General features: G+C 41.1%; 26 protein-coding genes. 25 read left to right on the top strand and 1 reads right to left on the bottom strand.

All coding sequences use genetic code 11. The features are described from left to right. Positions 1–38: 38 nt before the first annotated feature. The 9 genes from ACJQWY_RS06005 to ACJQWY_RS05965 all read left to right on the top strand — a co-directional run bounded on the left by ACJQWY_RS06005 (position 39) and on the right by ACJQWY_RS05965 (position 9,557). The gene (locus tag ACJQWY_RS06005) at positions 39–947 is read left to right on the top strand and encodes a sulfite exporter TauE/SafE family protein (protein WP_407076830.1); all 909 of its coding nucleotides are present in this window, start codon (positions 39–41) and stop codon (positions 945–947) included. 256 nt (positions 948–1,203) lie between these two features. Then, positions 1,204–2,919 (top strand): septation ring formation regulator EzrA, encoded by a 1,716-nt coding sequence (locus tag ACJQWY_RS06000; RefSeq protein ID WP_407076829.1) that lies wholly within the window; start codon positions 1,204–1,206, stop codon positions 2,917–2,919. A gap of 331 nt (positions 2,920–3,250) precedes the next feature. Further along, positions 3,251–4,504, top strand: a complete 1,254-nt coding sequence (gene tyrS / locus ACJQWY_RS05995) for a tyrosine--tRNA ligase (RefSeq protein WP_407076828.1) — start codon at positions 3,251–3,253, stop codon at positions 4,502–4,504. 103 nt (positions 4,505–4,607) lie between these two features. Continuing rightward, complete coding sequence (secG, locus tag ACJQWY_RS05990) at positions 4,608–4,844, top strand: preprotein translocase subunit SecG (RefSeq protein WP_407076827.1); 237 nt, start codon at positions 4,608–4,610, stop codon at positions 4,842–4,844. A gap of 87 nt (positions 4,845–4,931) precedes the next feature. Beyond that, a complete protein-coding gene (gene rnr / locus ACJQWY_RS05985; RefSeq protein ID WP_407076826.1) occupies positions 4,932–7,280 on the top strand; it encodes a ribonuclease R in 2,349 nt (782 codons plus the stop codon). 3 nt (positions 7,281–7,283) lie between these two features. Beyond that, positions 7,284–7,748: an SsrA-binding protein SmpB gene (smpB, locus tag ACJQWY_RS05980; protein WP_407076825.1), complete on the top strand. Its 465-nt coding sequence runs from the start codon at positions 7,284–7,286 to the stop codon at positions 7,746–7,748. Between the two features lie 135 nt (positions 7,749–7,883). After that, entirely contained in the window at positions 7,884–8,225 is a 342-nt protein-coding gene (locus tag ACJQWY_RS05975) for a PadR family transcriptional regulator (RefSeq protein ID WP_407076824.1), read from the top strand. Continuing rightward, complete coding sequence (locus ACJQWY_RS05970; protein ID WP_407076823.1) at positions 8,218–9,339, top strand: DUF4097 family beta strand repeat-containing protein; 1,122 nt, start codon at positions 8,218–8,220, stop codon at positions 9,337–9,339. The genes ACJQWY_RS05975 and ACJQWY_RS05970 overlap by 8 nt, the downstream gene beginning before the upstream one ends. A 14-nt stretch (positions 9,340–9,353) precedes the next feature. Then, positions 9,354–9,557: a PspC domain-containing protein gene (locus ACJQWY_RS05965; protein WP_407076822.1), complete on the top strand. Its 204-nt coding sequence runs from the start codon at positions 9,354–9,356 to the stop codon at positions 9,555–9,557. 88 nt (positions 9,558–9,645) lie between these two features. On the opposite strand, the gene ACJQWY_RS05960 is transcribed toward ACJQWY_RS05965, so the two are convergent. Beyond that, entirely contained in the window at positions 9,646–10,155 is a 510-nt protein-coding gene (locus ACJQWY_RS05960) for a hypothetical protein (protein ID WP_407076821.1), read from the bottom strand. Between the two features lie 30 nt (positions 10,156–10,185). Here ACJQWY_RS05960 and ACJQWY_RS05955 point away from each other — a divergent pair, with 30 nt between their 5' ends. The 16 genes from ACJQWY_RS05955 to ACJQWY_RS05880 all read left to right on the top strand — a co-directional run bounded on the left by ACJQWY_RS05955 (position 10,186) and on the right by ACJQWY_RS05880 (position 26,122). Then, positions 10,186–10,860 carry a uracil-DNA glycosylase gene (locus tag ACJQWY_RS05955; RefSeq protein ID WP_407076820.1) on the top strand — a complete coding sequence of 225 codons (675 nt, stop codon included), beginning with the start codon at positions 10,186–10,188 and terminating at the stop codon, positions 10,858–10,860. A 102-nt stretch (positions 10,861–10,962) separates the two neighbouring features. Next, positions 10,963–11,937 carry a phosphate acetyltransferase gene (gene pta / locus ACJQWY_RS05950; protein ID WP_407076819.1) on the top strand — a complete coding sequence of 325 codons (975 nt, stop codon included), beginning with the start codon at positions 10,963–10,965 and terminating at the stop codon, positions 11,935–11,937. A 154-nt stretch (positions 11,938–12,091) separates the two neighbouring features. Continuing rightward, the gene (tsaE, locus tag ACJQWY_RS05945) at positions 12,092–12,556 is read left to right on the top strand and encodes a tRNA (adenosine(37)-N6)-threonylcarbamoyltransferase complex ATPase subunit type 1 TsaE (RefSeq protein WP_407076818.1); all 465 of its coding nucleotides are present in this window, start codon (positions 12,092–12,094) and stop codon (positions 12,554–12,556) included. Positions 12,557–12,561: 5 nt separating this feature from the next. Further along, entirely contained in the window at positions 12,562–13,074 is a 513-nt protein-coding gene (locus tag ACJQWY_RS05940; protein ID WP_407076817.1) for a GNAT family N-acetyltransferase, read from the top strand. Next, positions 13,075–13,608: a 3'-5' exonuclease gene (locus ACJQWY_RS05935; RefSeq protein WP_407076816.1), complete on the top strand. Its 534-nt coding sequence runs from the start codon at positions 13,075–13,077 to the stop codon at positions 13,606–13,608. 9 nt (positions 13,609–13,617) lie between these two features. Further along, entirely contained in the window at positions 13,618–14,508 is an 891-nt protein-coding gene (murB, locus tag ACJQWY_RS05930) for a UDP-N-acetylmuramate dehydrogenase (RefSeq protein ID WP_407076815.1), read from the top strand. Between the two features lie 73 nt (positions 14,509–14,581). Beyond that, positions 14,582–16,645 carry a cation:proton antiporter gene (locus ACJQWY_RS05925; RefSeq protein WP_407076814.1) on the top strand — a complete coding sequence of 688 codons (2,064 nt, stop codon included), beginning with the start codon at positions 14,582–14,584 and terminating at the stop codon, positions 16,643–16,645. Between the two features lie 9 nt (positions 16,646–16,654). Beyond that, entirely contained in the window at positions 16,655–17,479 is an 825-nt protein-coding gene (gene cdaA / locus ACJQWY_RS05920; protein WP_407076813.1) for a diadenylate cyclase CdaA, read from the top strand. A gap of 1 nt (position 17,480) precedes the next feature. Beyond that, complete coding sequence (locus ACJQWY_RS05915; RefSeq protein ID WP_407076812.1) at positions 17,481–18,455, top strand: CdaR family protein; 975 nt, start codon at positions 17,481–17,483, stop codon at positions 18,453–18,455. Positions 18,456–18,500: 45 nt separating this feature from the next. Then, on the top strand, positions 18,501–19,859 hold the full coding sequence (glmM, locus tag ACJQWY_RS05910) for a phosphoglucosamine mutase (protein ID WP_407076811.1): 1,359 nt from the start codon (positions 18,501–18,503) through the stop codon (positions 19,857–19,859). 1 nt (position 19,860) lies between these two features. Beyond that, positions 19,861–20,172, top strand: coding sequence for a hypothetical protein (locus ACJQWY_RS05905; protein ID WP_407076810.1), 312 nt, complete (start codon positions 19,861–19,863; stop codon positions 20,170–20,172). 175 nt (positions 20,173–20,347) lie between these two features. Beyond that, complete coding sequence (locus ACJQWY_RS05900) at positions 20,348–21,589, top strand: glycosyltransferase family 4 protein (protein WP_407076809.1); 1,242 nt, start codon at positions 20,348–20,350, stop codon at positions 21,587–21,589. Then, positions 21,589–22,617, top strand: coding sequence for a glycosyltransferase family 4 protein (locus ACJQWY_RS05895; protein ID WP_407076808.1), 1,029 nt, complete (start codon positions 21,589–21,591; stop codon positions 22,615–22,617). Before ACJQWY_RS05900 ends, ACJQWY_RS05895 begins: the two co-directional genes overlap by 1 nt. A 3-nt stretch (positions 22,618–22,620) precedes the next feature. Continuing rightward, a complete protein-coding gene (locus ACJQWY_RS05890; RefSeq protein WP_407076807.1) occupies positions 22,621–23,637 on the top strand; it encodes a lysylphosphatidylglycerol synthase transmembrane domain-containing protein in 1,017 nt (338 codons plus the stop codon). Next, on the top strand, positions 23,627–23,872 hold the full coding sequence (locus ACJQWY_RS05885) for a DUF1797 family protein (RefSeq protein ID WP_407076806.1): 246 nt from the start codon (positions 23,627–23,629) through the stop codon (positions 23,870–23,872). Before ACJQWY_RS05890 ends, ACJQWY_RS05885 begins: the two co-directional genes overlap by 11 nt. A 78-nt stretch (positions 23,873–23,950) precedes the next feature. Beyond that, positions 23,951–26,122: an LTA synthase family protein gene (locus ACJQWY_RS05880; protein WP_407076805.1), complete on the top strand. Its 2,172-nt coding sequence runs from the start codon at positions 23,951–23,953 to the stop codon at positions 26,120–26,122. Positions 26,123–26,472: the final 350 nt, after the last annotated feature.

The raw sequence follows: 26,472 nt of genomic DNA, 5'->3' as shown, positions 1-26,472 counted from the left end.
TAAAAATGAATTTTTAAGAGGATTATCGGAGGACTATTATGAATGAACAATGGATTTTACATGGCTTACAAGTAGTACTAGTCATGGGAATGCTGGCAATGGGGTGGTTGTACACCCGGCATTTACGCGCCAATAATTTAAATTGGTTGACCGGGGGTTGGAAAGGGTTCTTGATTGGTTTGGTAACCGATTTTGGTGATACAATCGGCGTGGGAAGTTTTGCAACCACCACGGCAGCTTTTAAAATGACGAATTACTTAGATGACGATCGGGATTTACCCGGGACGATTAACGCTGTGCATGCCATTCCGACGATGGTCGAGGCGCTCTTCTTTTTGACAGCGGTACAAATTGATTGGCCAACTTTTATTGTGATGACGATTGCCTCAATTTTGGGGGCATTAATTGGTCCACGGTTAACTGCACATTGGGACGCTCAAAAAGTTCGGCGTGCCTTAGCCTATATGTTGGTATTAGCGGCGTTGGTGATGATTTATAATATCTTTTTCTTACCAGACCCATCCGTCACGAAACATGCGTTGGTTGGTTGGCAATTATGGGTTGGTGCCTTATTTAACTTCACTTTGGGAATCTTAATGACTTTAGGTTTGGGAAACTATACCCCCGAATTAATCTTCTTTTCATTGATGGGGATGAGCCCCTTGGTCGCTTTTCCAGTGATGATGGTTAATTCGGCCGCTGTGATGTCCACTGCTGCTTTGGGCTTTGTGAAAACGCATCGGCTTCAATGGCGTGGCTTAGGAAGTATTATCTTAGGTGGCATTGTCGGGGTGGTTTTGGCTGCCACTTTGGTGAAGAATATCGATATGACCATCTTACGCTATGGAATTGTGATTTTGTCACTTTGGACGGCGTATGGTCTGTTTAAAGAAACGCAAAATGTTGCCAAAGCAGCAAAAGCTTTGCAAGATGAGAACGTTGAATAATACATTTGGAAACTATAACTTTGGCAGCGAAGTTGTAGTTTTTTATTATGCGCAAAAATGACAGAGTGGCCATCAATATGACCATTCTGTCGTTTTGGTTTAAAAGTGTTTCTTAATATTGTATAAAGGAAGTTCATATCTATATAAGCATCGCGTGAATTCATCGAAGGGCCCTGAAAAAATGATACATTTAATATATGATAATTTGATAAATAAGGAGTTTGAGCGTGGGCAAAGCACGTTTCAGTGAAAACAGATGACACAAATTGGACATATTGTAATTGGCCTAATTGTGGTCGTGGCCGTCGTATATTTGCTAATTTTTATACTTCAACGTTGGACTGCACATCAGGTAGCAAAAATGGTGATTCAACAGCAAGCATGGCAAGATGCTGGAACACGAGATCGGATTGTTGAAGATCGCAAAATGAGCTTAATGGGGCAAACGTTAGCTGATTTTAAAACATTAGAAGCCCAGTTTAATCAATTTGAAGATGTTGATTTGGGGGCTGCCAAAGAACAGGCTGACCAAGTCTTATTTGATACCAAAGGCATTAATTTTTGGGAAACCACGCGGCAGTTTAAAAAGTTGCAGCAACAGATGGTCGCTTTGAATGAACAATTTGAGCACATTAATGCTGGATTGCAGCAATTGGAAACGACGGATGCAGAACACAAAGCAGCTGTAAAAGAATTAGAGAGTAAATATAAAAATTTGCGCAAAACCTTATTGGCCAATAATTTTACCTTTGGCGAGGCTTTGGATAAGTTGGAAGATGTGCTGGCTGATTTGGAAGATGAATTTGCCGACTTTACGAAATTAACTGAAGATGGTGATCATGCAGCCGCATCGTCAGTCTATGAAACGTTGGCGATGGAAACTAATCAGTTGGAAGAGAGAATGGACGCGATTCCCGAATTAGTGCAAAAGTTGGATCAGACAATTCCGGCTCAACAAAGTGAATTACAAAATACGTATGACAATATGGGAATTCATGGCTATAATTTACAAGACCAAGATATCCAAAAGGAATTAAATCAAATTGAGACAGACCGGCAAGAAGCTAAAGTAGCATTGGCCGAATTAACTTTGAAAACGGTACAAAGTAAGTTGACGGGGATGCAAAATCAGATTGATCGGCTCTATACGAGCTTTGAACAAGAATATAATGCATCATTAGATGTTCAAAAAGGCTTAGAAACTTTGCAAGTATTCTTGGGGCATGTCCAAGAGCGAAATCAAGAATTAAATATGATGGTTGGTCAATATAGTGAGAATTATATTTTTGATATGAGTAATGCCGAAGCTATTCAGGGGTGGAGTCAAAAAATCTTAACCATTGAAAAGCAGATTGATGGTATTCAATTGGGAATTGCGAATCAAACCATTGTTTATTCAAAAACCCAAGGGCAACTGCAAACGATGGATAACGAATTAAAAGCGATTGAAGCTGACCAATTGCACTTGTTTGACAATTTGAAAATTTTGCCAGAGATTGGGCGCAAAGCTAAAGAAAATTTGGAGCAAGCGCAAGAAGAATTACGGACGATTCATCGACGAGTTGAACGGCAAGGTCTGCCGGGAGTCCCATCGAACTATTTGAACTTTTTTGATCAAGTAGCGAATCGAGTGGCAAAGTTAGGCGATGTCATCAACGCCCCACGGATTAACGTTGATGAATTTCAACGTCAGATGAGTGTAGTCTCTGCTGATTTGGATAATTTAAAAGAAATGACAGAGCAAATGTTAGAAGCGGCTCAATTAACGGGAGCCTTGGTGCGTAAAGCTAATCAATACCGTGATAATGCCGCGATTGGGCAGGCTGTGCAGCAAGCACAAAGAGAATACAATCAATTCTATAACTTTAATCAAGCTGTCCAAATTTTGGGACAACAATTAGACCGTTTGGAGCCGGGGACAACCGCACGATTGCAGCAGCAAATTCAGCAAGATTATTTGGAATTTTCTTAGATTGAGAGTTGGAACCGGCTTAATTATATGCTAGAATGAAGAAGTTGGGAATTAGTAGTTAGCTTCTTTGGAAAAGCCAGAAATATGACGGTCGCTGGAAGTCATACCGATAAGTCTGATGAATTACATCCCATTTAAAGATGAAGCGTTTAATCCGCGTTATTGGATTCCAAGTGGCGGTGATGTAAGCATCGCAATTTAGGTGGTACCGTGCATCCGCACCCTAATGATTTATAATCGTTGGGGTGCTTTTTATTTGGGAAAAATCTCATGAATATGCAGTACGGAAAATAATAAGAAAATGACTTTAGGCAGGTAAAGGAGTAAGCAGATGGATGTATTAAATGAATTAGAGTGGCGTGGTGCCATTAATCAGGTGACTGACGTAGATGGTTTGCGCAAGATGATTGCTGCCCAACAAATTGGAGCCTATGTGGGAATCGACCCAACTGGTGACTCTATGCATATCGGACACTTGATTCCTTTTATGATTTTAAAGCGTTTCCAGTTAGCCGGTGTGCGACCAGTGATTGTGATTGGAGGAGCTACTGGATCAATTGGGGATCCTTCTGGTAAAAAACAAGAACGGAAGCTACTAGACCAAGCGGCGGTTGATCAAAACGTGGCTAAGATTACCAAGCAAATGGAGCGTTTGTTTGGCAAAGATGGCTTTACGGTTACCAATAACGCTAATTGGTTAGGGCAGATGACATTATTGAGTTTCTTGCGGGATTACGGAAAACTTTTCCCAATTAATGTCATGTTAGCCAAAGACGTTGTGGCTTCACGTTTAGAGGCAGGAATCTCATTTACAGAATTTACTTATCAGATTTTACAAGCTGTTGACTACCACTACCTCTGGCAACATGAGAATGTCCGGTTGCAAGTGGGTGGATCAGATCAGTGGGGTAACATTACGGGTGGAATTGATTTAATTCATAAAGTAGAAGGAAATGATGCGCCGGCCTTTGGATTAACAGTACCTTTGCTTTTGAAAGCCGATGGGACAAAATTTGGTAAGACTGAAGGTGGAGCGGTTTGGTTGGATCCTGAAAAGACTACGCCATTTGAATTCTACCAATTCTGGTTGAATACCGCGGATGCCGATGTTGAAAAGATGTTGAAGTACTTTACCTTCCTTACGCAAGATGAAATTCAAGCTTTGATGGATAGTATGCAAAACGATGCGGCCACTCGCGCTGCGCAAAAACGTTTAGCTCAAGAGGTAACAACCTTTGTGCATGGTGCAAAAGCAGAACAAACGGCGGAATTGATGACCTCAATCCTCTTTGGTAATGGGGATGTTGCAAAATTAAACACGGATCAAGTGGCTGCTTTAGCTGGGAATGTGCCAACGTTTGCCATGCCAGCTGATACGATTGGTTTGTTGGATTTGATTGTTCAAGCGGGCTTAGAGACCTCAAAGACAGCCGCGCGGCGTGCGGTTAAAGACGGTGCCATTCGGGTGAACGGCGTGCAGATTAAGGATGAAGATGCGGTTGTTAATCCGGCCGCCCAATATGATGGTCAATATGTCATTGTGAAGCGTGGTAAGAAGAAGTGGGCTGTTGGAATTGTGCAATAAAGTCCTAATTTTGATGACTGTAGATAGGACTTTTCTTGAATTATCAGGTTTAGTATGCTAGAATGCAAGAATAGATGTTGACGTCAGAAAGAGGGGTCGAGAAATGTACAGTACTTTAGTCACTGCAATGATTATTGTGGGCGTGCTGATTATTATTGCCGTATTGATGCAACCTTCAAAGCAACAGGATGCTTTATCAGCTTTGTCTGGTGGTGGAGGTGATTTGTTTGCCACCCAAAAAGCGCGCGGATTTGAAGCAGTGATGCAACGAGTTACAGCGATCTTGGGAGCCATTTGGTTTATTTTAGGTCTGGCGTTGGTTTACCTATCAGCACATTAAAAAAATAAGCGCATTTCCCTCTCGTGATACGTTACGAGAGGGTTTTACTTTAGGAATAACAATTCCTTATGAGAAAGAGAGCAAAAAATGGACGCGAAACAATTACAAGATGAATTATTTAATTTTTTAAAAGCTAATCATACACAAAGCTATTCCGCGCAAACATTAACGGATGGGCTACGGTTGTCTGATGCGAACGGATTTACTCAAGTGGTACAAGCTTTAGCGAGTTTGGAACGGACTGGTCAAATTCGAGAAATTGACGGAAGTTTTCAGTATGATGCTAAAAAAGAAGGGTACATTGGAACTTTTCGCTCAAATGTGAAAGGTTTTGGCTTTGTAGCGATTGACGGTTTTGATGACGACGTGTTTATCAATCCAGATAATACTGCCTTAGCTTTAAATTTTGATCAAGTTCGAGTGTCATTATTAACTAAAGGTGATGCGACAACTGGAAAAGGGCCAGAAGGTCGCGTTGAGGAAATTATTGAGCACCAATTAGATCAAGTCGTCGGAACTTTCAAATTGGGCTCTGATTATGTAGGTTATATCGGAACCATTAATGTGACTGATAAAAAATATGCCACTTATCAATTCTTAGTAGCCGATGGTGGAGTTAATGCTAGCGATGGTGAAGTCGTCGTGGCGACCATTCAACAATATTCAACGCCAGTAATGCCTAAACATTTAACCGGGGTGATTACTGAGGTTATTGGCTATCAAGATGAACCAGGTGTTGATATTATGGCCATTGTACATCAACATAAGGTACCAGCTGTCTTCCCAGATGAAGTGATGCAACAAGCTGAAGCGATTTCTGACCATGTCTTAGATAGCGAGTGGGAAGGTCGAGAAGATATTACCGATCAGCCATTAGTGACAATCGACTCGATTGAATCCAAGGATTTGGATGATGCCGTGGTTGTTTGGAAAAAAGAAAATGGGAATTTTCATTTGGGAGTTCATATTGCTGATGTTTCCCACTATGTGCCGGAAGGTTCACCGTTGGATTTAGAAGCTTATAATCGTGGGACTTCAGTTTATTTGACCGATCGTGTGATTCCGATGCTACCACGCAATATATCTAACGGGATTGCTTCTTTGAATCCCGGTGTAGAACGTTTGGCGATGTCGGCTGAAATGGAGTTCAATCCCCATGGGGAATTAGTTGATTATCGTTTGCATCAATCGGTCATGAAATCACATGCACGGATGACGTATAGAGCCGTTAATGCGATTTTCGATGGTGATCTTGAAACACGTGAAGAATACGTCGATCTTGTCCCTATGTTTGAGGACATGAAAGAATTGCACCTTATTTTGGCCAAAAAACGGACGGACCGGGGCGCCATTGAGTTTGATGCGCCTGAAGCGCAGATTATTGTGGATGCCAATGGGAAACCCACCGACATTCAGTTGCGCGAACGGGGCTTATCCGAACGAATGATTGAATCATTTATGTTAGCGGCGAATGAAACGGTCGCCCGCCATTTTGATCATTTGGAAGTTCCTTTCCTATATCGTGTGCATACGACTCCTGATTTGGATAAAACAGTGCGTTTCTTTGAATTTGTGAAGGCTTTGGGTGGTAAAGCGCAGGGTGATCCTAATAAGATTCGCCCCATGGATTTCCAACGTATTCATGATGAATTCTTAGGGCAACCTTCAGAACAGATGGTCTCAACGATGATGCTCCGTTCGATGCAACGGGCTGAATATTCTGATGAATCATTAGGTCACTTTGGCCTTGGGGCAAAATATTATACCCATTTCACGTCACCCATTCGACGGTATCCTGATTTGACCGTGCACCGTTTAATCAAATGGTATCAACAAGCTGGAACCGGTGAAGAAGCGCAGGCTAAATATCGTGATCAACTCGCCGAAATTGGACGAGACACTTCAATGCGTGAGCGACGGGCGATTGATACCGAACGTGATACTGATGCAATGAAGAAGACTGAGTTTATGGAAGATAAGGTTGGTCAAGAGTTCGATGCGGTCGTTAATGGGGTGATGAAGTTTGGAATGTTTGTTTCCTTAGAAAACACCGTTGAAGGGCTGATTCACACTTCGAACTTAACGGATGATTACTATATGTATGAAGAGAAGCATATGGCCTTAATCGGTCGGCGCTTCCATCATATTTATCAAATTGGGCAACCAATTCGTGTGAAATTAATTCGGGTTGATAAAGAACAAAGTTCCTTAGATTTTGTGTTAGTTGATGCTGCAGCGGCACCAACGACTGATATTAAAGTGGCGGATGATCATCGCGGTAGTTTTGGTAAAAATTCACGCAATCACAAGCACGGTTCAAAAGATAAGCCCAAACAAGTGCGCCGGCACAATGATGGTAAATCATTTGGGGCACCGAACCATCGGCGCAAGCCCGACGATGAACGGGCGAATGCAAATCGAAAAGGTAGGCATTAAACCATGGCTAAAAAGCACAAAACAACATCTAGTTATTTAGCAACCAATAATAAGGTACGGTATAACTATGCCATCGGGGAAACCTTTGATGCGGGGATGGAATTAACAGGAACGGAGATTAAGTCAGTTCGCGCCGGCCAAATTACCATTGCGGATGGTTTTGTGCAAGTCCGAAATGGTGAAGCATGGTTGGATAATGTGAATATTGCGCCATTTGCGCAAGGTAATCAGTTTAACCATGAACCGTTGCGTTCGCGACGCCTGTTATTGCATAAGCGTGAAATCCAAGCCATTGAAAAAGCGACGGCCAATGCTGGAGTAACGGCAATTCCTTTGAAGGTCTACATTAAGCATGGTTTTGCTAAGATTTTAATTGGAATTGGAACAGGTAAACGGCAGTATGATAAGCGAGAAACGATTAAAAAGCGTGATCAAGAGCGTGATCTAAGACGTAAATTTAAGCGTTAAAAATTAATGAACCGGCTGTGGTCTAAGACCATGGCTGGTTTTTTTAATGTAATTCAACGCTCACCAGTGATACGATGAATTACTTTGATACATATAGCAATGTGTGATATAGTAATGTTTGTAGTGAGGTATCAAATGGAAGCAGAATTATCAAAAAATTTAATCCGTGGGCACACTGATGCGATTGTTTTAAATCGTCTAAATCAAGGTGACTCATATGGTTATCGGATTGCCCAAGATATTGCAACAATGACTGATAATCAATATACGATTAATGAGGCCACTTTATATGCTGTTTTCCGACGGTTAGGGAAAGCGGGCTTAGTAGAAAGTTATTATGGCGATGAAACCCAAGGGGCGCGGCGTAAATATTACACGCTCACTAGTGCGGGTCAGGAACGCTTAAAGGCTGAGCAGCAAGCTTGGCAGTTTACACGGCAAATGCTGGATATTTTAATGAGGGATACAAATGAATGAGAAATTAAAGCAAGAAATTGAAGCAATATTTGCCGACCGGGAAAATAATTTAGCTCTTGAAGAATTTAAAAATGAAGTTGAAGCGGATGCGAATGAAGCTTATTCGGACTATCAAGTTTCACATCCTCGCGCAAGTGAAGGCGAAGTGATTGATCATGTTTTATCGGATTTAGGTGACTTGGACGCCGTCATTGATATGATTGCTGGTGAGGCCCCCAATCAGATTTATCAAATAGATGGAGATGAAGAATCACCTCGTCATGAAGATGAGCAACAGGATGCTCAAGTTCCGGATGTTATTCAAAATGTGGATGTTAATGTCTATGCGGGACAGGTCTTTATTATGCAGGGGACCGGTTCGCAGGTGAAGGTCGAACAGGTCTTTAATCACGAACATGCTGAATTAGCCGTGGTGATAAATGAGACACCGCAAGAATATGCGGTCACGATGCCCCGTTTATCTGGGCGCGGGCTCTTAGGTCTCTTTTCAGCTACGACAAGTAACCGTTTCAAAAATGTGATTAAAGTGGAGTTGCCCGCGCATTTTAAAGGAGTATTAAACCTTAAATTGAATGCTGGTGAAGTATTTATGACTGACTTAGTATTGCAAAACCAGTTAGACATCACTGTGTCAGCAGGTACTTTGCATGTTAACCGGTTGGAAGCTTCGGAGTTGATGTTAACTTTGTTAGCTGGACGCGCTAATTTGCAACAGGTTAAGTTACAAAAGTTCTTTAAAGGTACGGTGTCAGCTGGTGAATTGCATTTAGATCAGATTGAAGCAAAATTTGATTTAAATGTTGCAGCTGGTGTCGTAACGGGGCAGCGTCTAATGGGTTCAGGGCACTTCGATGTTAATGCGGGGAGCTTGAGCTTGGATTGGCAAACGGTGGACGCACAATTGGATTTAACGACAGCTTTAGGTAACATTCGGGTCGGGTTTGATGCACAGGCTAGCTATACAATTCAAGGTTATTCAACTTTGGGAATGATTCGGGTCTTACGCCCGCATCAAGTCCAATCAAGTACCGCTAATTTAGCAGCCCAAGTTGGAGATAATCCAAAATTTAAAGTTACAGCGCAAACATCATTTGGTAATATTACAATCAGGTAGAGGAGGAAATAATTATGAATAATCAAAAAGTGTATCGGTCACACGATGATCAAGTATTGAGTGGTGTATTAGGTGGAGTTTCAGAGTATTTTGGCTGGAATTCACAAATTGTGCGGCTGATTTTTGCCATTTTTGTGGCAATGACGGGATTCTTCCCAGGAGTGTTTATTTATTTAATTGCCATGTTAATTATTCCTAAGGCGCCCTATTACAAGTAAAATTAAAAGCCAAGTCGATGTTAAAATGGACTTGGCTTTTAATCTGAATTTTTATAACGGTCTGTTAATCAATAATATGAGGTGAACTTTAGGGTGTGGTGTTGGCTTGAATTTGCGGTTGCCATTTGGGATTTGAGCTAGGGATTTCGATTTTTTGAACATGGTTTAAAAAAATAATGAGCATAAAAATGGTTGGCAAAGGCGTATTTTGATGCAACGTAACTTGTAAAACTCCGTGGGGATTAGGTTCAGCGCTGGCAATAAGATGGAAGCCTCGATAAAAATGATAAATTTGTGCTTGGGGCTTTAAACGAATCCACCAACCCCAACGCCGTATCAAGTAAAATGGTTGATTGGAGGGACTGAGGTTGTAACCACGTACCGTTTGTTCTTGCGTTTGGATTTTAAAATTGGGCCAAAGGTAGTGGTCAGTGGCATAAATACTGGCGATGGTTTGTGCTTGAGTATTATTGAGTCGACAGTTCCCAGAAGTTTGATAGCGGGTCACCCAATATTTTATTTGCTGGTTTTGGTCCACAATGGCGAAGGTTTGCTGACCTTGACGTGTATAATAAGGGTAAATTAAGAAAGTTTGCATAAAAGAGACTCCTTTGGAAATGAGGACAAGATGGATAATTTACAAACATTAAGGAATACTGATTGGTGGAAACCATTAGATATGCTGTTGAATACCGATGACTGGCAGCGTATCAATCATTTAATCACGGAAAGTTATCAAAATGGGGTGGTTTACCCACCCATTACGCAAATTTTTCGGGCGCTTACATTAACTCCTTTGGCCCAAACGCATGTGGTTTTATTAGGGCAAGACCCATATCCCAATCCGCACCAGGCGACAGGCTTAAGCTTTTCAGTGCCAGCAGGACAAAGTTTACCGCCATCTTTGCGGAATATTTTTCAAGAATTAGCACAAGATCAAGGGACCCCTTTACGTACTAATGGGGATTTAACGGATTGGGCCCAACAAGGTGTGTTGTTATTAAATACAGTTTTAACGGTTCCTGCCGGCGTGCGAAATGGGCATGCTAAGCAAGGCTGGGAAAAATTGACGGATGCAGTAATCACAATTTTAGGACGGCAAAAACGCCCCATCGTGTATTTGTTGTGGGGAAAGCCAGCGCAAGCAAAAGCGGCATTAATTGAAAATACCCAGCAATTAATTTTAACTGCGCCCCATCCAAGTCCGTTGGCGGCATATCGGGGCTTTTTTGGCAGTCAGCCTTTTTCGCAGACTAATCATTATTTAAACCAGCAGGCCGTTTCGATGATTAATTGGGGCTAGCTAAAAAGGAAGGGCTTGTTAAATTTTTAATTTTTGCGATAATTATATTGTAATCGCTAACATTAATTATAAAATAAAATGGGCAGAATTAAAGGAGAAAACATGGAACTTTTTGAGCAACTCGCAAACCAAGTAAAAAATCAAGGGAAGACATTAGTTTTTCCTGAGGGAGCAGATAAGCGCATCCAAGGAGCAGCAGTTCGTTTAGTGACTGATCAGTTGGTACAACCAATTTTGTTGGGAGACCAAGCTGAAATTGAAGCCGTGGCGCAAGCGGAACAAAATGATTTAACGGGGGTTCAAATTATTGATCCAAAGTTTTATCCGGTGAAGGAAATGGATACTATGATTTCGGCCTTAGTTGAACGGCGGAATGGTAAAACAGATGCTTCAACTGCAGCTAAGTGGCTTCAAGATGTTAATTATTTTGGAACGATGCTTGTTTATATGAAAAAAGCTGATGGAATGGTCTCAGGTGCCACTCATCCAACGGGGGATACTGTTCGGCCGGCTTTGCAGATTATTAAGACTGTTCCAGGTTCAAAGCGGATTTCAGGTTCGTTTGTGATGCAACGTGGGGATGAGCGGTATATTTTCGCCGATGCGGCCATCAATATTGATTTAGATGCCCAAACGATGGCTGAAGTAGCCATTCAATCAGCCAAGACCGCCAAGATTTTTGGGATTGACCCCAAGGTGGCAATGCTGTCATTTTCAACGAAGGGTTCTGCTAAAGCACCACAAGTGGATAAAGTTGTTGAAGCGACTAAGTTGGCCCATCAAATGGATCCTAAATTGGTGTTAGATGGTGAATTACAATTTGACGCTGCTTTTGTTGAAAGTGTGGCTGCTTCTAAAGCGCCTGATTCCAAGGTAGCTGGTCATGCGAATGTCTTTGTGTTCCCTGATCTGCAGTCCGGAAATATAGGTTATAAGATTGCCCAACGTCTCGGTGGCTTTGAAGCCATTGGTCCAATTTTGCAAGGATTGGCTGCTCCGGTTTCGGATTTGTCACGTGGGGCTAACGAAGAAGATGTTTATAAGACCGCAATTATTACGGCGGCTCAAGCTTTGTAAGTTCATTTTGTAAAGTTTTATATTCTAGCCAACTGCAAACAAGTTGTTCCAAGTGGGATAACTTGTTTTTTGCATATGGTGGATGTTATTTTGAAGGAAGGTGTTTTAATGGGGAATACTTTGTTCCCCTTAGTTAAAATGCTATAATTATGTTATGAAAAAAATAGTACACACAGTTGAAGAAACGCAAGTAATCGCTGCGCAGCTGGCCCAATTGGTGACTGTCGGTGATACAATTATTTTAAATGGTGATTTAGGGGCGGGTAAGACGACGTTTACGCAAGGTTTTGCGCGTGCGTTGGGGATTAAACGTCCATTAAAAAGCCCCACATTTACTTTAGTGCGCGAGTATCAAACGCCGCGGTATCCTTTATATCATTTGGATGTTTATCGTTTAGGTGAAGAAGGCGGCGCCGATGAAATCGGTTTAGAAGAATATTTAGGTGGTGATGGAGTAGCTTTAGTTGAATGGCCTGAATTTATTATGAATTTATTACCTGATGCTGTTATTACGGTCAATCTTAGCCGAATCATTGGGGATGAAAGTGGTCAGCAGCGTCAAATTGAGCTAACAGGCTCAACCCCAAGACTGCAAAAACTCGTTAATCAGATTGGATAGCTATTATGGATTTTGGGTTAGAGGTAGCAACAGCGCGGCAGGCACCGGCCATTTTGCAATTTTTAAAACAGGCTCAGCAAGAGAGCCCGTTTTTTGTCATAAAACAAGATTTAGCGCAAATTACGGCGGATCAATTAGGTCGCAACTTGGAACAGATGGCGGGGCGCGAAGATTATTTAATGCTGCTGTTAATCAATGCAAAGCATGAAGTTGGTGGTATGGTAACGTTAGCACCTTGGCCTAATTTAGCAGGTGTGCTCGAAATTGGAGTTGTCGTACAAGCACGTTATCAACGGCAGGGCTTGGGACAAGCTTTGTTGGCTGAAGCGTTAGATTGGGTGACCAATTATTCACCAGCTAAGCATGTTCGCTTAACCGTGCAAGAACGGAATCAGCCCGCGCAAAAGCTTTATGCTAAGTTTGGCTTTGTCCGGGTTCCAAATAGTGAGCAGTTGGTTTTAGACGGGCAACACCAGCAAGTGTCGGCCTATGATATGGATTGGGAGGTTGAAGCATAAATGAATTTTATTGCAATGGACTTTGAAACGGCCAGTGCAAAACGGGCTAGTGCCGTTTCCATGGCAGTGGTAGTGGTGCGTGATGATCAAGTGGCGGATGAATTTTATACCTTGGTGAATCCTCAAATGGAGTTTAATCCTTTTAATATTAAAATCCATGGTATTCATCCGGCGGACGTCGTCGATGCTCCATTATTTTCAGAAGTTTGGCCGGTGATTAAACAATTTTATACTGCAGATCAGTTAGTCGTCGCTCATAATGCGGCGTTTGATAATGCGGTGTTAAAAGCGACGCTAGAAAATTATCATATTCCAGCCCCCCACTATTTAACGTTAGATACTGTCCAGACATCCCGCAAATTGTACCCTAATTTAGCTAATCACAAATTGAATACAGTTGCAGATACTTTAAATATTTCTTTGCCACATCATCATCATGCTTTGGATGATACACGGGCGGCGGCGCAAATCTTATTACAAGAAGTTGATCAATTTGGGGTGGAACAAGTAAAACCGTTTGCCAAAATGATTTAGGAGAATAACATGGTAAATTTAAAAGCAAAATTTCCGGGCTATCAAATTCAAGAAGCGGTTTCTTTGGCCGAATTCACCAATACGCAAGTAGGCGGAGTAGCAGATTGGGTCTTTTGGCCCCAAGATTTGACGGCTTTGGAAGATGTTTTATTGGTGGCGCAAGAAAATAATATGCCGGTGACGGTTTTAGGAAACGCCTCGAATTTGGTGATTGGTGACGCTGGTCTACCGGGATTAGTAATCTTTTTAACGCATTTTACCGAGGTGAAGGTGAACCATCAATTTATTACAGCCCAGGCGGGAAGTGCTTTAATTGCGGTTACACAGGCAGCTTTAAAAGCACAGTTAAGTGGAATTGAATGGGCCGCCGGTATTCCAGGCTCGGTTGGTGGGGCTGTTTATATGAACGCGGGAGCGTATGGCGGACAAGTCGCAGAATGGTTACAGTCAGTGACCGTTTTAAGCCCAGACTTAACAATCAAAACTTATCAAGGAATTGAATTAGAATTTGGGTACCGCCATTCATTAATTCAAGAGACTGGTGATATTATTTTAGATGCCACTTTTAAATTAACACCAGGTCAATATGCTGAAATTGAAGCTAAGATGGAAGACTACAATACACGTCGGGCTGCCAAGCAACCGTTGGAATACCCATCTTGCGGATCAACCTTTAAACGACCAGAGGGGTATTATGCCGGTAAATTGATCATGGATGCTGGCTTACAAGGATATACTATTGGTGGTGCGCAAGTCTCAAAAAAGCATGCAGGTTTCATTGTCAATGTTAATCATGCAACTGCTCATGAATATATTCAGGTGATTCGGCATGTGCAGGACGTGGTGCAAGCAAAATTTGGTGTGCAATTAGAGACAGAAGTCCGAATCTTAGGTGAATAAAACAAAGGGTTGATGATAAAAGTGATTAGATAGACAATGGCAGTGAGAAAATAAATATTTTCGGAGGAGTGCGATGGAATTTGTTGAGGTCGGAATAGGCCTATTAGGGGTTGTGTTATTAGGAAATTTAATTTCACATTTAATTAGGGGTTTACCAGTTAGTTTGATTGAAATTGGCTTAGGTGTATTCTTAGCAACGGTTTTTAAGGTACAAATTACCTTAGATACGAGTTGGTTTCTGCTAATTTTTGTGGCGCCATTGTTGTATTCAGATGCATGGCGGTTTCCCAAACGTGAAATGTGGGCATTAAAAGGACCTATTTTTAGTAATGCAATTATTCTAGTTATTATTACGACTTTAATTGGGGGCTATGCCATCTATGCGCTTGTGCCTGAATTATCCCTCGCAGTTTCATTTGCTTTAGCGGCGATTTTGTCACCGACGGACCCAGTTGCAGTGCAAGCGATTGCGCAAGGGACGAAATTGCCGGAACGCTTATTGCATTTAGTAGCTGGTGAAAGTTTAATCAATGACGCCAGTGGACTAGTAATTTTTAAAGTCGCGTTAGCAGCGACTGTGACGGGAACTTTTTCTGTCTGGCAAGCAACGGGCGAATTCTTTTATACTTCGTTAATTGGAGCCTTAATTGGCGCAGCGCTGGCGATTTTGTTTAATACTATTCTGGAATTCATTGCTAGTCGGCGGATTCATGACGCTTTTTTTGTAGTAGTTTTGCAGATTTTTAGTCCTTTGATGATGTACTTAGTGGCAGAACATTTTCATACATCCGGAGTTATTGCGGTTGTGGTTGGTGCAGTGATTGGAAACTTAAATACTAAAAATAATGTGAACTACACTGGTGAAATTCAGATGGTTGGGCATCAAACCTGGGATATCCTAGGATACTTATTGAATGGGATTATTTTTGTCCTGTTAGGAATTGAATTACCAGTAGCAATGGGAGCTTTTGTAGGTGTAACTGGGAAGCTCGCCTTACCTATGTTGTTCTGGTATGCCATGATGACGTGGATGGTAATTTTTGCAATCCGTGTGATTTGGACCTATTTGAATCAATGGTGGCGCTACTATCAAAATAAAGATGAACACCCTGATTTCAAAATGGCGGTCATGTCTGGTCTGGTAGGAGTAAGAGGAGCCGTGACGATGGCTGGGGTTTTATCGATTCCAACTGTACTAGCAGATGGTTCAACGCCATTTCCGGCCCGCGGTATTGTATTATTTATTGCGGCGACGGTCATCATTATTTCACTATTGATGGCCTTGGTAGGAGTTCCGTTGTTAGCAAGGCAAACGCAAAAATCACAACCTCAAAAGACTAAACGGGTTGTGCAGCACATGACGGAGCCACGGGCACAGATTTATATTTTGCAGTCGGCAGTGCGTGAATTAGAACAAGCTCGCAATATTGATAATCAAAATGTAGTTTATGCGGTTCTAGCCCGTTATCAGACTAAAATTAGGCAGTTGCAGTTAGAAAATATGAATACGGAAATGCTCAATCCCATGTTAGAAGCTGAAGTACAATTGCGACAAATTTGCTTAAAAGCTGAAAATGACGTATTGAAACAATTGCTGAAGCGCAAACAAATTTCTGATTTTGTTTATTCTAATGAAGCCCAGCGGATTGCAAGAATTCAAGATAATCTTGAACAAATGGTGAAGCGGCATGGTTATTTAAAATTTGGCGCTCGACTGCAACATTTGATATTAGTGATGTTTCGAGCGATTCGGATTTGGATGACTGACGAAGATGATCAAACGATTCGCAGGCAAATGAAACGCGCGCAGCAGGCGGAAAATGAGGCAGGTTTAGCTGCCGCTAAAAAGTATGTGGAAGCCCAGCCTAAAAAGTACTTGCAACGAAATCAGCAAGTTGTGCATAATGTGATGGTAGCCTACGAGTATAATTTGCAAATGGTTCAAGTTTCTTGGTCTAAACGGGATCAAAAAGCCCAGCAAGAACAATTAATTGTGGAAATGGCAGGTTTGACGGCTCAACGGGAAGCGATTCAGCATCTATTAGATGCTCATTTTATTAGCTTTCAGATGGCACTCCAACTAAGACAAACCATCAATTACACGGAGGCAGGGTTATTAGCCGATGAAATACGCTAGGAGGAACGCATGAATTTTTCAACATTTATAAGTAGCATTAATTTTGTTCGGTTACTGGATATTATCTTAGTATGGTATATCTTTTATCAATTAATGCGGTTGATGCAGGGGACCAAGGCCTTTACGTTAATTCGCGGGGTGGCCGTTTTAATCATCGTTAAATTAGTCGCCATGTATGTCGGTTTAACCGTGATTTCATGGTTAACAGATCAAATTATTAACTGGGGAGCTATTATGTTGGTCATTGTGTTCCAGCCCGAAATTCGACGAGGCTTGGAGCATTTAGGACGTTCGCAGTTCTTTAAAATGCAAGGCAACCAAGAAGGAATGCGATTAGTTGAACAGTTAGATGAGGCGGTTCAATATATGTCGAAACGTAAAATTGGGGCTTTGATTACCATTGAAATGGATACCGGGTTAGAGGAGTACATCGAAACCGGGATTTCAATTGATGCAGTAGTTTCAAGTGCGTTGTTAATTAATACCTTTATTCCTAATACACCATTACACGATGGAGCGGTGATTATTAAAGATGACCGGGTCGCAGTTGCGGCAGCCTATTTGCCATTGTCAGATAATCCAACAATTCCCAAGGCTTTGGGAACACGGCATCGTGCGGGGGTCGGAATTTCGGAAGTAACGGATGCATTAACGATTATTGTCTCGGAAGAAACCGGAGGCATCACCATTACGCGAAATTCAGAACTAATGCAAGATTTAACCCATGAAGATTTTTTGAAGTACTTGGAAGTGCATCTAGTTAGCGATGAGCAGAAAACATCGTGGGCTGACCGGCTTTTCTTTGCTTCATGGTTTAAGCGAAAGGAGCATTAAGATGTTTCGAATGAATCGACAAAAATTATTTTATTTAGTATTTTCATTAATCATGGCGATTTTGTTGGCTGCGTATGTTGATGGAACCACTCCTAGTAAAACTACGAGAGTTAGTGATACGAAGCAAAACGTTGCGGGGATTGTGGGGATTGGGATGCAAAAAACGATGACCACAACCGTTCCAGTGCAGTTATCAGGAATTGATATGAATGAATACATTGTGACTGGGGTACCGGAAATGGTGGATGCGAAGTTAACCGGTTCTTCCGCTTTGGTGACAACAGCCGTTAATACGAAAAACTTCCAAGTCTATGCAAATTTAAAAGGTTTGTCGGAAGGGCCACATAAAATCACTTTGAAAGTGAGTGGTTTGAATAAAGATTTAGCTTATAAATTGAGTCAAGAAACGGTGGATGTTAATATTTATCGCCGGGCGGTGAAGAATTTTGATGTCCAAACCACTTATAATAAGACAGCAATTGCAGACGGCTATGAAGTGGGCGATGTGACCTCAAGTGTCACGAGTGCGCAGGTAATTGGTTCACCAAAGGCAGTGGCTTCTGTGGCTAAGGTTGTGGCTAATGTTCAATTGGATTCTAATACCAAGAGCACGATTAGTAAAAAGGTGAATTTACAAGCGGTTGATAGTAACGGTAACGTGGTGGATGTAACCATTTCGCCTGCTGAAGCTTATGTTAAAATTCCTATTACAGCTGGGAAAGGGACTAAACAAATTCCAATTAATTTAAAGCCCAAAAATGGTGACACCAGTCAATTTTCAGTAACGGCGGATGTCAATGAGGCTAAAATTAGTGGTGATGCGGAACAAATTAGCCGCATTAAGAGTATCGATGTTCCCGTTGACTTGTCTAACATCAATGTAGAGACCACGCAAAATGTGAAGTTACCAGTACCAGATGGGGTTTCAATTGATCCGGGTAATATTGTGGTGACCATCACCCCTAATGCATCTTAATTGCTAAAGTAATGAATATTATAATTAAACTAAAGGAGTAAGACTATGACAGAATTACACTATTTTGGAACTGATGGCGTGCGAGGAATTGCCAATCAAGAATTAACCCCTGAACTAGCTTTTCGGGTGGGCCGGTTTGCCGGATATGTTTTGACGAAACATGCTGAGGGACGGCGCCCACGCGTTTTAGTCGGACGCGATACGCGGATTTCGGGGGAAATGTTAGAGAGTGCTTTGGTGGCAGGTTTCCTTTCAATTGGAATTGAGGTTTTGAAATTAGGCGTAATTTCTACACCAGGGGTTGCTTACTTAGTTCGAGCTGATCAAGCCGATGCTGGGGCACAAATTACGGCCTCACATAATCCGGCAGAAGATAATGGAATTAAGCTATTTGGAGCGGATGGCTTTAAATTATCAGATGAAATTGAAGGTGAGATTGAGGCGCTGTTGGATCAATCAGAAGATGCACTTCCCCGTCCTTCAGCCGACGGTTTGGGAACGGTGACTGATTTCCCAGTGGGAACCTCAAAATATTTAGCCTTTTTGCAAACGACCATTCCAACTGATTTATCAGGAATGCGGATTGCGATTGATGCAGCGAATGGCGCTACCAGTGGCTTGGTTTCAAGCCTATTTGCCGATGAACAAGCTGATTTTGTTACGATGGCCACCAACCCTGATGGATTAAATATTAACCAAGGGGTTGGATCGACGCATCCCGAAGCGTTAGCGAAGTTTGTTGTTGAACAACAAGCGCAAGTTGGATTGGCTTTTGACGGAGACGGTGATCGGTTGATTGCGGTTGATGAAAATGGGAAGATCGTTGATGGTGATAAAATTATGTTTATTACCGGGAAGTTTTTGCATGACAACGGAAGGTTGAAACAAGATACAGTAGTTACAACGGTGATGTCTAACATTGGAATGTATAAAGCGCTTGCAGCAAATGGGATGACATCGGTTAAGACGGCCGTTGGTGATCGGTACGTAGTTGAAGAAATGTTGAAATCCGGTTATAACGTTGGTGGTGAGCAATCTGGTCATGTGGTATTCTTGGATTGGGCGACAACGGGAGATGGAATGTTGACTGCTCTGCAATTGCTTTCAGTGATGAAGACGACAGGTAAAAAGCTTTCTGAATTGGCAGACGAGGTGACCATTTATCCGCAAAAGTTGGTCAACTTTACGGTGCGAGATAAAAAAGCGGCTCTTGAAAATGAGGCCATTCAATCAGTTATCACTGAAGTTGAATCTGAGATGGGTGATGATGGTCGAGTCCTTGTACGTCCTTCGGGAACCCAAAACCTTTTGCGCGTGATGGCGGAAGCAGCAACACCGGAAGCGGTTAGTGATTATGTTGACCAGATTGTGGATGTAGTGAAAGCTGAAGTTGGAGTGGAATAAAATGGCAGATTATCAGACCTTTGATATCGTTGAGGAAATTACACGCAATGATGGCACAAAGTACCGTGAAATCGGGAACTTGTTGCATAATGGTCAGGCTGAATATGCCGCCGAACAAGGTATGATTAGAGAAGTTCGGATTATGAAAATTAATATCCCGCATTCACGAAATGTGGAAACCTACGAAAAATATGTGAATGATAATTTTCATATCTATTCGCAAGTTGCCATTCCGGAATGGATTGAATGGACGAAGACACCTGAGATGGACGCGGTGATTAATAAGGTCCTGCAAGAAAATCAACTTTCTTAAGTTGTTTTCAAAATAATGAGAAAATTAAGCAAAGGCGGTCAATTTTGACCGTTTTTTTTGAATTTAAACTTAACGTTAAGCTTAGCAGGGGATAATACAGACGTTAACCGTGAAATCAGAACTTAAATTTGTTATGATGGAAAGATAATTAGCGTGCGCAATGGAGGATTCAGATATGAATGTTGGAATTTTTACAGATACATATTTACCGCAGCTGTCAGGGGTTGCAACATCAATTGAAACTTTAAAAAATCAGTTGGAACGCCTTGGTCATCAGGTATATATTTTTACGTCTACTGATCCCAATGTTCCTGAAAATGTGGCTGAGCCGAATGTGTACCGTTTTGCGAGTGTGCCCTTCGTTGGATTTAAAGAACGACGTGTGACTTATCGCGGGGCAATTGCGGCGCAAGAAATTTCTAAAAAATTAAATTTAGATATTGTTCATACGCAGACTGAATTTTCACTCGGACTTTTTGGTAAGTCTGTCGCACGGAATTTACATATTCCGGTTGTACATACCTATCATACAAATTATGAAGATTATACCCATTATATCTTTAATGGGCGGATTATTAAGCCGGGGAGTGTTAAAGTTATCTTACGGGGTTATACCCATGGGTTAACCGGGCTTGTGGCTCCTTCCGAGCAAACGCGGACCCAATTATTAGATTATGGGATTAAAGTGCCCATTGAGATTATCCCGACGGGGGTGAAAGTAGCGCATGATGCGAATGAGGATCAAAGTGCAGTTTTACGGAAACATTTGGGAATCGATGCTGATAGCCCAGTTGTGCTTTATTTAGGACGAATTGCCTTTGAAAAAAATATTGAAGCGGTTTTAGAAAGCTTTACTGAAATTTTAGCGGACTTGCCCAAGGCACGTTTAATTATTGCGGGGGATGGACCAGCGGAAGAGGCCATTCATAACCATGCAACCGCCTTGGAAATTATGGATCAAGTTATTTTTACGGGTTATGTGGAGCATGAAGAGGCATATAGTTATTATTGTTTAGCCGATGTTTTTATTTCGGCATCAGAAAGTGAAACTCAGGGGCTTACGTATATTGAAGCGATGTCGGCAGATACGCCAGTCGTTGCGATGCACAGTCCCTATTTGGACACAATTGTGACAGACCCGAATGTCGGAACTTTAGTTGATACACCTGATGAATTGACACAGCCACTCAAAGCTTATTTGTTAGCGATGCAAAATCAGCAAACGGTTGGTAATCCGGCTGTACGCCAGAAAATTTTGCATGAAATTGATGAGCGGACGTTTGGAAAACGCATCGTTGCTTTTTATCAAGAGGCAATTGCAGTGTATCATGAAGAAGATTTGGACGAAATTGCCGATTCCGATGCGGAATATGCTCGTATTTTCGAACGGCCGTCATGGTTTAGAAAGGATAAATAATGCTGAAAATAACGATGTTCTCATCAGCAGAAACAGTCCCTGGTCAGGGAGTTGGTTCAGCTTATCGCGAATTAATTAATTTATTACAAACGCAGTATGCAGATCGATTTGAATTGCGGTTTAACCGATTAGGACGTACGGATGTCAGTCATTACCATACTATCGACTTACAATTTTATTTGAGCACCTTTTTACCCGGTCGTGGTCGAAAAGTGGGTTATGTACATTTTTTGCCGGAGACGTTGGAAGGCTCCGTTCAATTATGGGGACCTATCAAAAAAATATTTTATAAGTATGTGATTGCGTTTTACCGACGAATGGATCAAATCGTGGTGGTGAATCCGACTTTTATTCCGAAATTGGCTAATTATGGAATTCCAGAAGAAAAAATTCAGTACATCCCTAATTTTGTCGCAAAGGAAAGCTTCTTTAAGAAAAGCCCTACTGAGAAGCAAGCCATTCGAACGCGTCTTGGCTTTAAAATTGATGATTTTATTATTTTAGGGGTGGGACAAGTGCAGGAGCGAAAGGGCGTGCTTGATTTTGTCGAATTAGCTAAACAAAATCCACAATGGCAATTTATCTGGGCAGGTGGGTTTTCATTTGGAAATATTACCGCTGGCTATGAGCAACTTAAACAAATTGTCGATAATCCGCCGAAAAACTTACATTTTCCAGGAATTGTTGAACGCGATACGATGAATGATTACTATAATTTAGCCGATGTCTTTTTATTGCCTAGCTATAATGAGCTTTTTCCGATGTCAGCCTTGGAGGCTTTTAGTGCTGGGGTTCCAACGGTATTACGTGATTTAGATTTGTACAAATCTATTTTAGCCGGATATTATTTGCCGGCGACAGATCGTGATGATATGCAAGTACAGTTGAATCGTTTGGCACAAGATGAATCCTTGCGCCAAGAATTGGGTGATGCGGCGCGGGACGCTTCGAAGCGTTATTCTAAGCAAAATGTTGGTCAAATTTGGGCAGCCTTTTATCCTGAACAGGCGGCAAAAGGGAGAAAATAGTAAATGTCACGAAAAAATACATGGGTGTTTATTATCATGCTGCTATTGGGTGGCGGCATCCTTTGGTGGTCGATGCGGGGCGTCAATACTGCAGATTTACAAAGTTCGCTCGCTACTCTTAAGTGGGGTTGGGTTTTAGTTGCCGTGTTGGCCATGGTGATTTACTTGCTTCTTGAAGCGGTGGTTGTCAAAATATTTGTTGATTCAAAACAAGAAACCATTAGTTGGGATAATGCCATTAGGGTGCCCTTGGTTGAACAATTAGGGAATGGAATTACGCCTTTTTCGAGTGGTGGACAACCAATGCAGTTAATTATGCTAGTTCGTGCAGGAATCGATATTGGGCGGGCTAGTTCGATTTTATTAATGAAATTTATTGTGTACCAAGCGATGATTGTTGTTAATTTTATCGGGGCTTTAATTATTGGTTATAATTATTTACAAGCGAACTTGCATCAAATGGCTTGGCTAGTGGTATTTGGCTTTGTGATTCATTTGTTTGTAGTTAGCTCATTACTATTAGTGATGTATTGGCCGGCTTTGACCGATCGTTTAGCGCGATTATGCCTTGTTCCGGTGAAATGGTTTAGTTCTAAACGCTATGCTGATTGGTTGAGTCGCTTGCAAAACAAAATGGATAATTTTCACGAAGAAAGTGTTCGAATGGGGCATGATTTTAAAACGCTTGGGAAGGCAGTCTTAACCACTTTCTTGCAACTGCTATTTTATTATGCGATTCCATATTTCATTTTGTTGGCATTAGGACAAGCCCATGCTAATTTGGTGTTTGTGATGGCTTTACATATCTTGATTGTTATGGTGATATCATTGTTCCCGATTCCTGGGGGATTTGGTGGCGCCGAAGCTGGTTTCTCAATGTTATTTGCCAGTTTCCTGCCTAATTCGGGGGCGCTAGTTTTAGCGATGTTAATTTGGCGCTTAATTACGTATTATTTTGGAATGTTTGCAGGAATTTTGGCATTTAATTTACCGGGGATAGGAAGAAAAAATGCAGAATGAGTTAGTGCAAATTGTGCAGCGTTTGAATGCAATGCGAAATGATGCAACAGGTCCTTTTCAAGTCCGAAATTTTGATTTATACGGGGTGAACGTGGTTACGGTCACATATGATCAAGTAGATGATGTTTACGGATTGTTTGAAAATGGCAGTCGTCAACGTTTTGTTTTTGATGATTTAAATGCTTTGGCAGTAGAAATATATGAGTGTATTGCTGCTTTTAAATTGGCCTTTTAAGGTGAGATTAAGTTAATTGATTAAAAATCTTGTATACTGTAATATGTTTAATTTAAATATGATTTGAAGGAGAATGTCATGCAACGTGTTATGACTAAACTTAAAAAGTGGTGGCCGGATTTTAATTCCGTCGTTGGCTTTTTTATACTTTCCGTTTTTTTAATTACTTTAAAAACGTACTGGGCATATCAAACGGCCTTTAGTTTAGGGGCAAAAGGAGTACTTCAACAATTTTTGTTAGTAGTTAATCCATTACCAACCGCAATTGTTTTATTTGGAATCGCTTTGTATTTCCGGGGTCGTATTGCTTACTGGTTGATGATTTTGCTGAATTTTATTCAAAGTGCTTGGTTGTTTGCCAACATGCTTTATTATCGTGAATTTACAGATTTTATCTCGTTAAATATCGCAAAAACGAGTGGTTCTTTAAGTTTGGAAAAAGCGATTAATGGAATTATTCAGCCAACTGATTTTTTAGTCTTTTTGGATATTATTATTTTAATAATTTTATTGGCGGTTCATTGGATTAAAATTGATCCGATGCGCGTTCCACGACGGGTGGCAATGTTAACAACGATTTTAGGAATTGTTTTAATGGGGGCATTCTTTGGGGTTGCTTCTAAGGATCGTTCAGGTTTGTTAACGCGGACATTTGATAACAATTATATTGTTAAGTATTTAGGCTTAAATGAATATGCAGCTTATAATTTAGTTAAGACGCATGAACAGGCAAATGAAGTTAAACAAGCGAAGGCTTCTGATTTGGACCAAATTAAGCAATTTGTGAATGAGAATAAAACTTTGGCCAACAGCGCGACTTATGGTCAAGCGAAGGGGAAGAACGTAATTATCTTCCATTTGGAATCATTTCAACAATTCCTTCTAGATTATCGGTGGGAGGGGCAAGAAGTTACACCGAATTTAAATGCCTTTTATCATGATCAAAATACAACGGCCTTTGATAATTTCTATAATGAAGTTGGTCAAGGTAAGACGGCTGATGCGGAGTTGATGCTTGAAACTTCGCTCTTTGGAACTTCATCTGGGTCAGCCATGACCAATTATGGAACCAATAATACATTCCAAGCGATGCCAGCCTTATTGAAACAAGAAGGTAATTATACTTCAGCAGCTTTCCATGGGGATGTAGGCTCATTTTGGAATCGAGATAATACTTATAAAAATTGGGGTTATGATTATTTCTTCTCGAAAGCTTATTATCAGAATGCTGACAATCCCGATTATAATGTCGGTTATGGAATGAAGGATAAGATTTTCTTGAAGGATACGGCTAATTATATGCAGCAGTTACCTCAGCCGTTTTATTCGAAGGTCATAACAGTTACTAATCATTATCCATATGACCTTGATGATAAAAATATATCAATTAATAAGACTAATACGGATGATAAGACTGTTGATGGCTATGTACAAACGGCGCGGTATCTCGATCAGGCTTTTGGCGAATTTGAACAAAACTTAAAAGACAGTGGTTTGTGGGATAATTCGATGATTGTTTTGTATGGTGATCATTATGGAATTTCAGATAACCATAAGGATGCGATTGCTAAGCTGATTGGTAAGAAGGACTTAACACCTTTGGACTTAACGAACTGGCAGAAGGTACCTTTGATGATTCGAGTACCAGGGATGCAAGGTGGTATTAATCATACTTATGGTGGTGAAATTGATGTAATGCCAACCTTATTAGGTCTTTTGGGAATTCAAGATTCGCATTTGGTTGGCTTTGGTCAAGACTTGTTGTCAGCTCAAAATAAACAAATTGTACCGTTCCGCAACGGAAATTGGGTAAGTAGTGAGTACACCAAATACGGATCAAACTATTATGTTACTGCAACGGGAACTAAGATTGATCCAAAGAGTGATCCACGAGCTAAGGTAGCCATCGATGCAGCTAATAAATATGTCGAAACTTCATTAAGAAGTTCGGATAAAATTGTGCAGGGAAACTTATTACGATTCTTAGACAAGCAAGATGTACCTAAGAATAAAACCAAGGACTTATCATATAAGAAGAGCGTTGGTATGAAGAAGCTAAAGCATAGTCAAAAAGATAAGACAAGTGTCGCTGCTCAAAACGATGGTAATATTTTTGCTTATCAAACGGATGCGCCTGAATTAGGGGGCGACCGGCAAAATAAGCAAGACGGTGAAGATAACACAAATTCAACGGACATCGCGACCCCTGAATCTATTCTCAATGGGCATGGCTCAGATCACGATAAATAGGTTTAGGTATATTATAATCAAGTATGAAACGTGTTTGGGGAAAGCCTCGGACGCGTTTTTTATTTGATACTATGAAACATAGGGAATTGTTCGGGTAAGTCTTTTAATNATCAAGTATGAAACGTGTTTGGGGAAAGCCTCGGACGCGTTTTTTATTTGATACTATGAAACATAGGGAATTGTTCGGGTAAGTCTTTTAATATTAGGAGTTGACGAACATTCGGGGATGTTGTATATTAATTAAGTCGATTACGAACAAAACGTTCTTGGTTGATAAATTAAAAATATTAAAGGGTTGACTTCTGGTTGGCTACTTGGTATTATATAAAAGTTGTCTCAACGAGATAACA

The organism is Weissella kandleri, assembly GCF_045504165.1.
Classification (GTDB): Bacteria; Bacillota; Bacilli; order Lactobacillales; family Lactobacillaceae; genus Weissella; species Weissella kandleri_A.
This window is presented reverse-complemented; position numbering and strand designations above follow the sequence as displayed.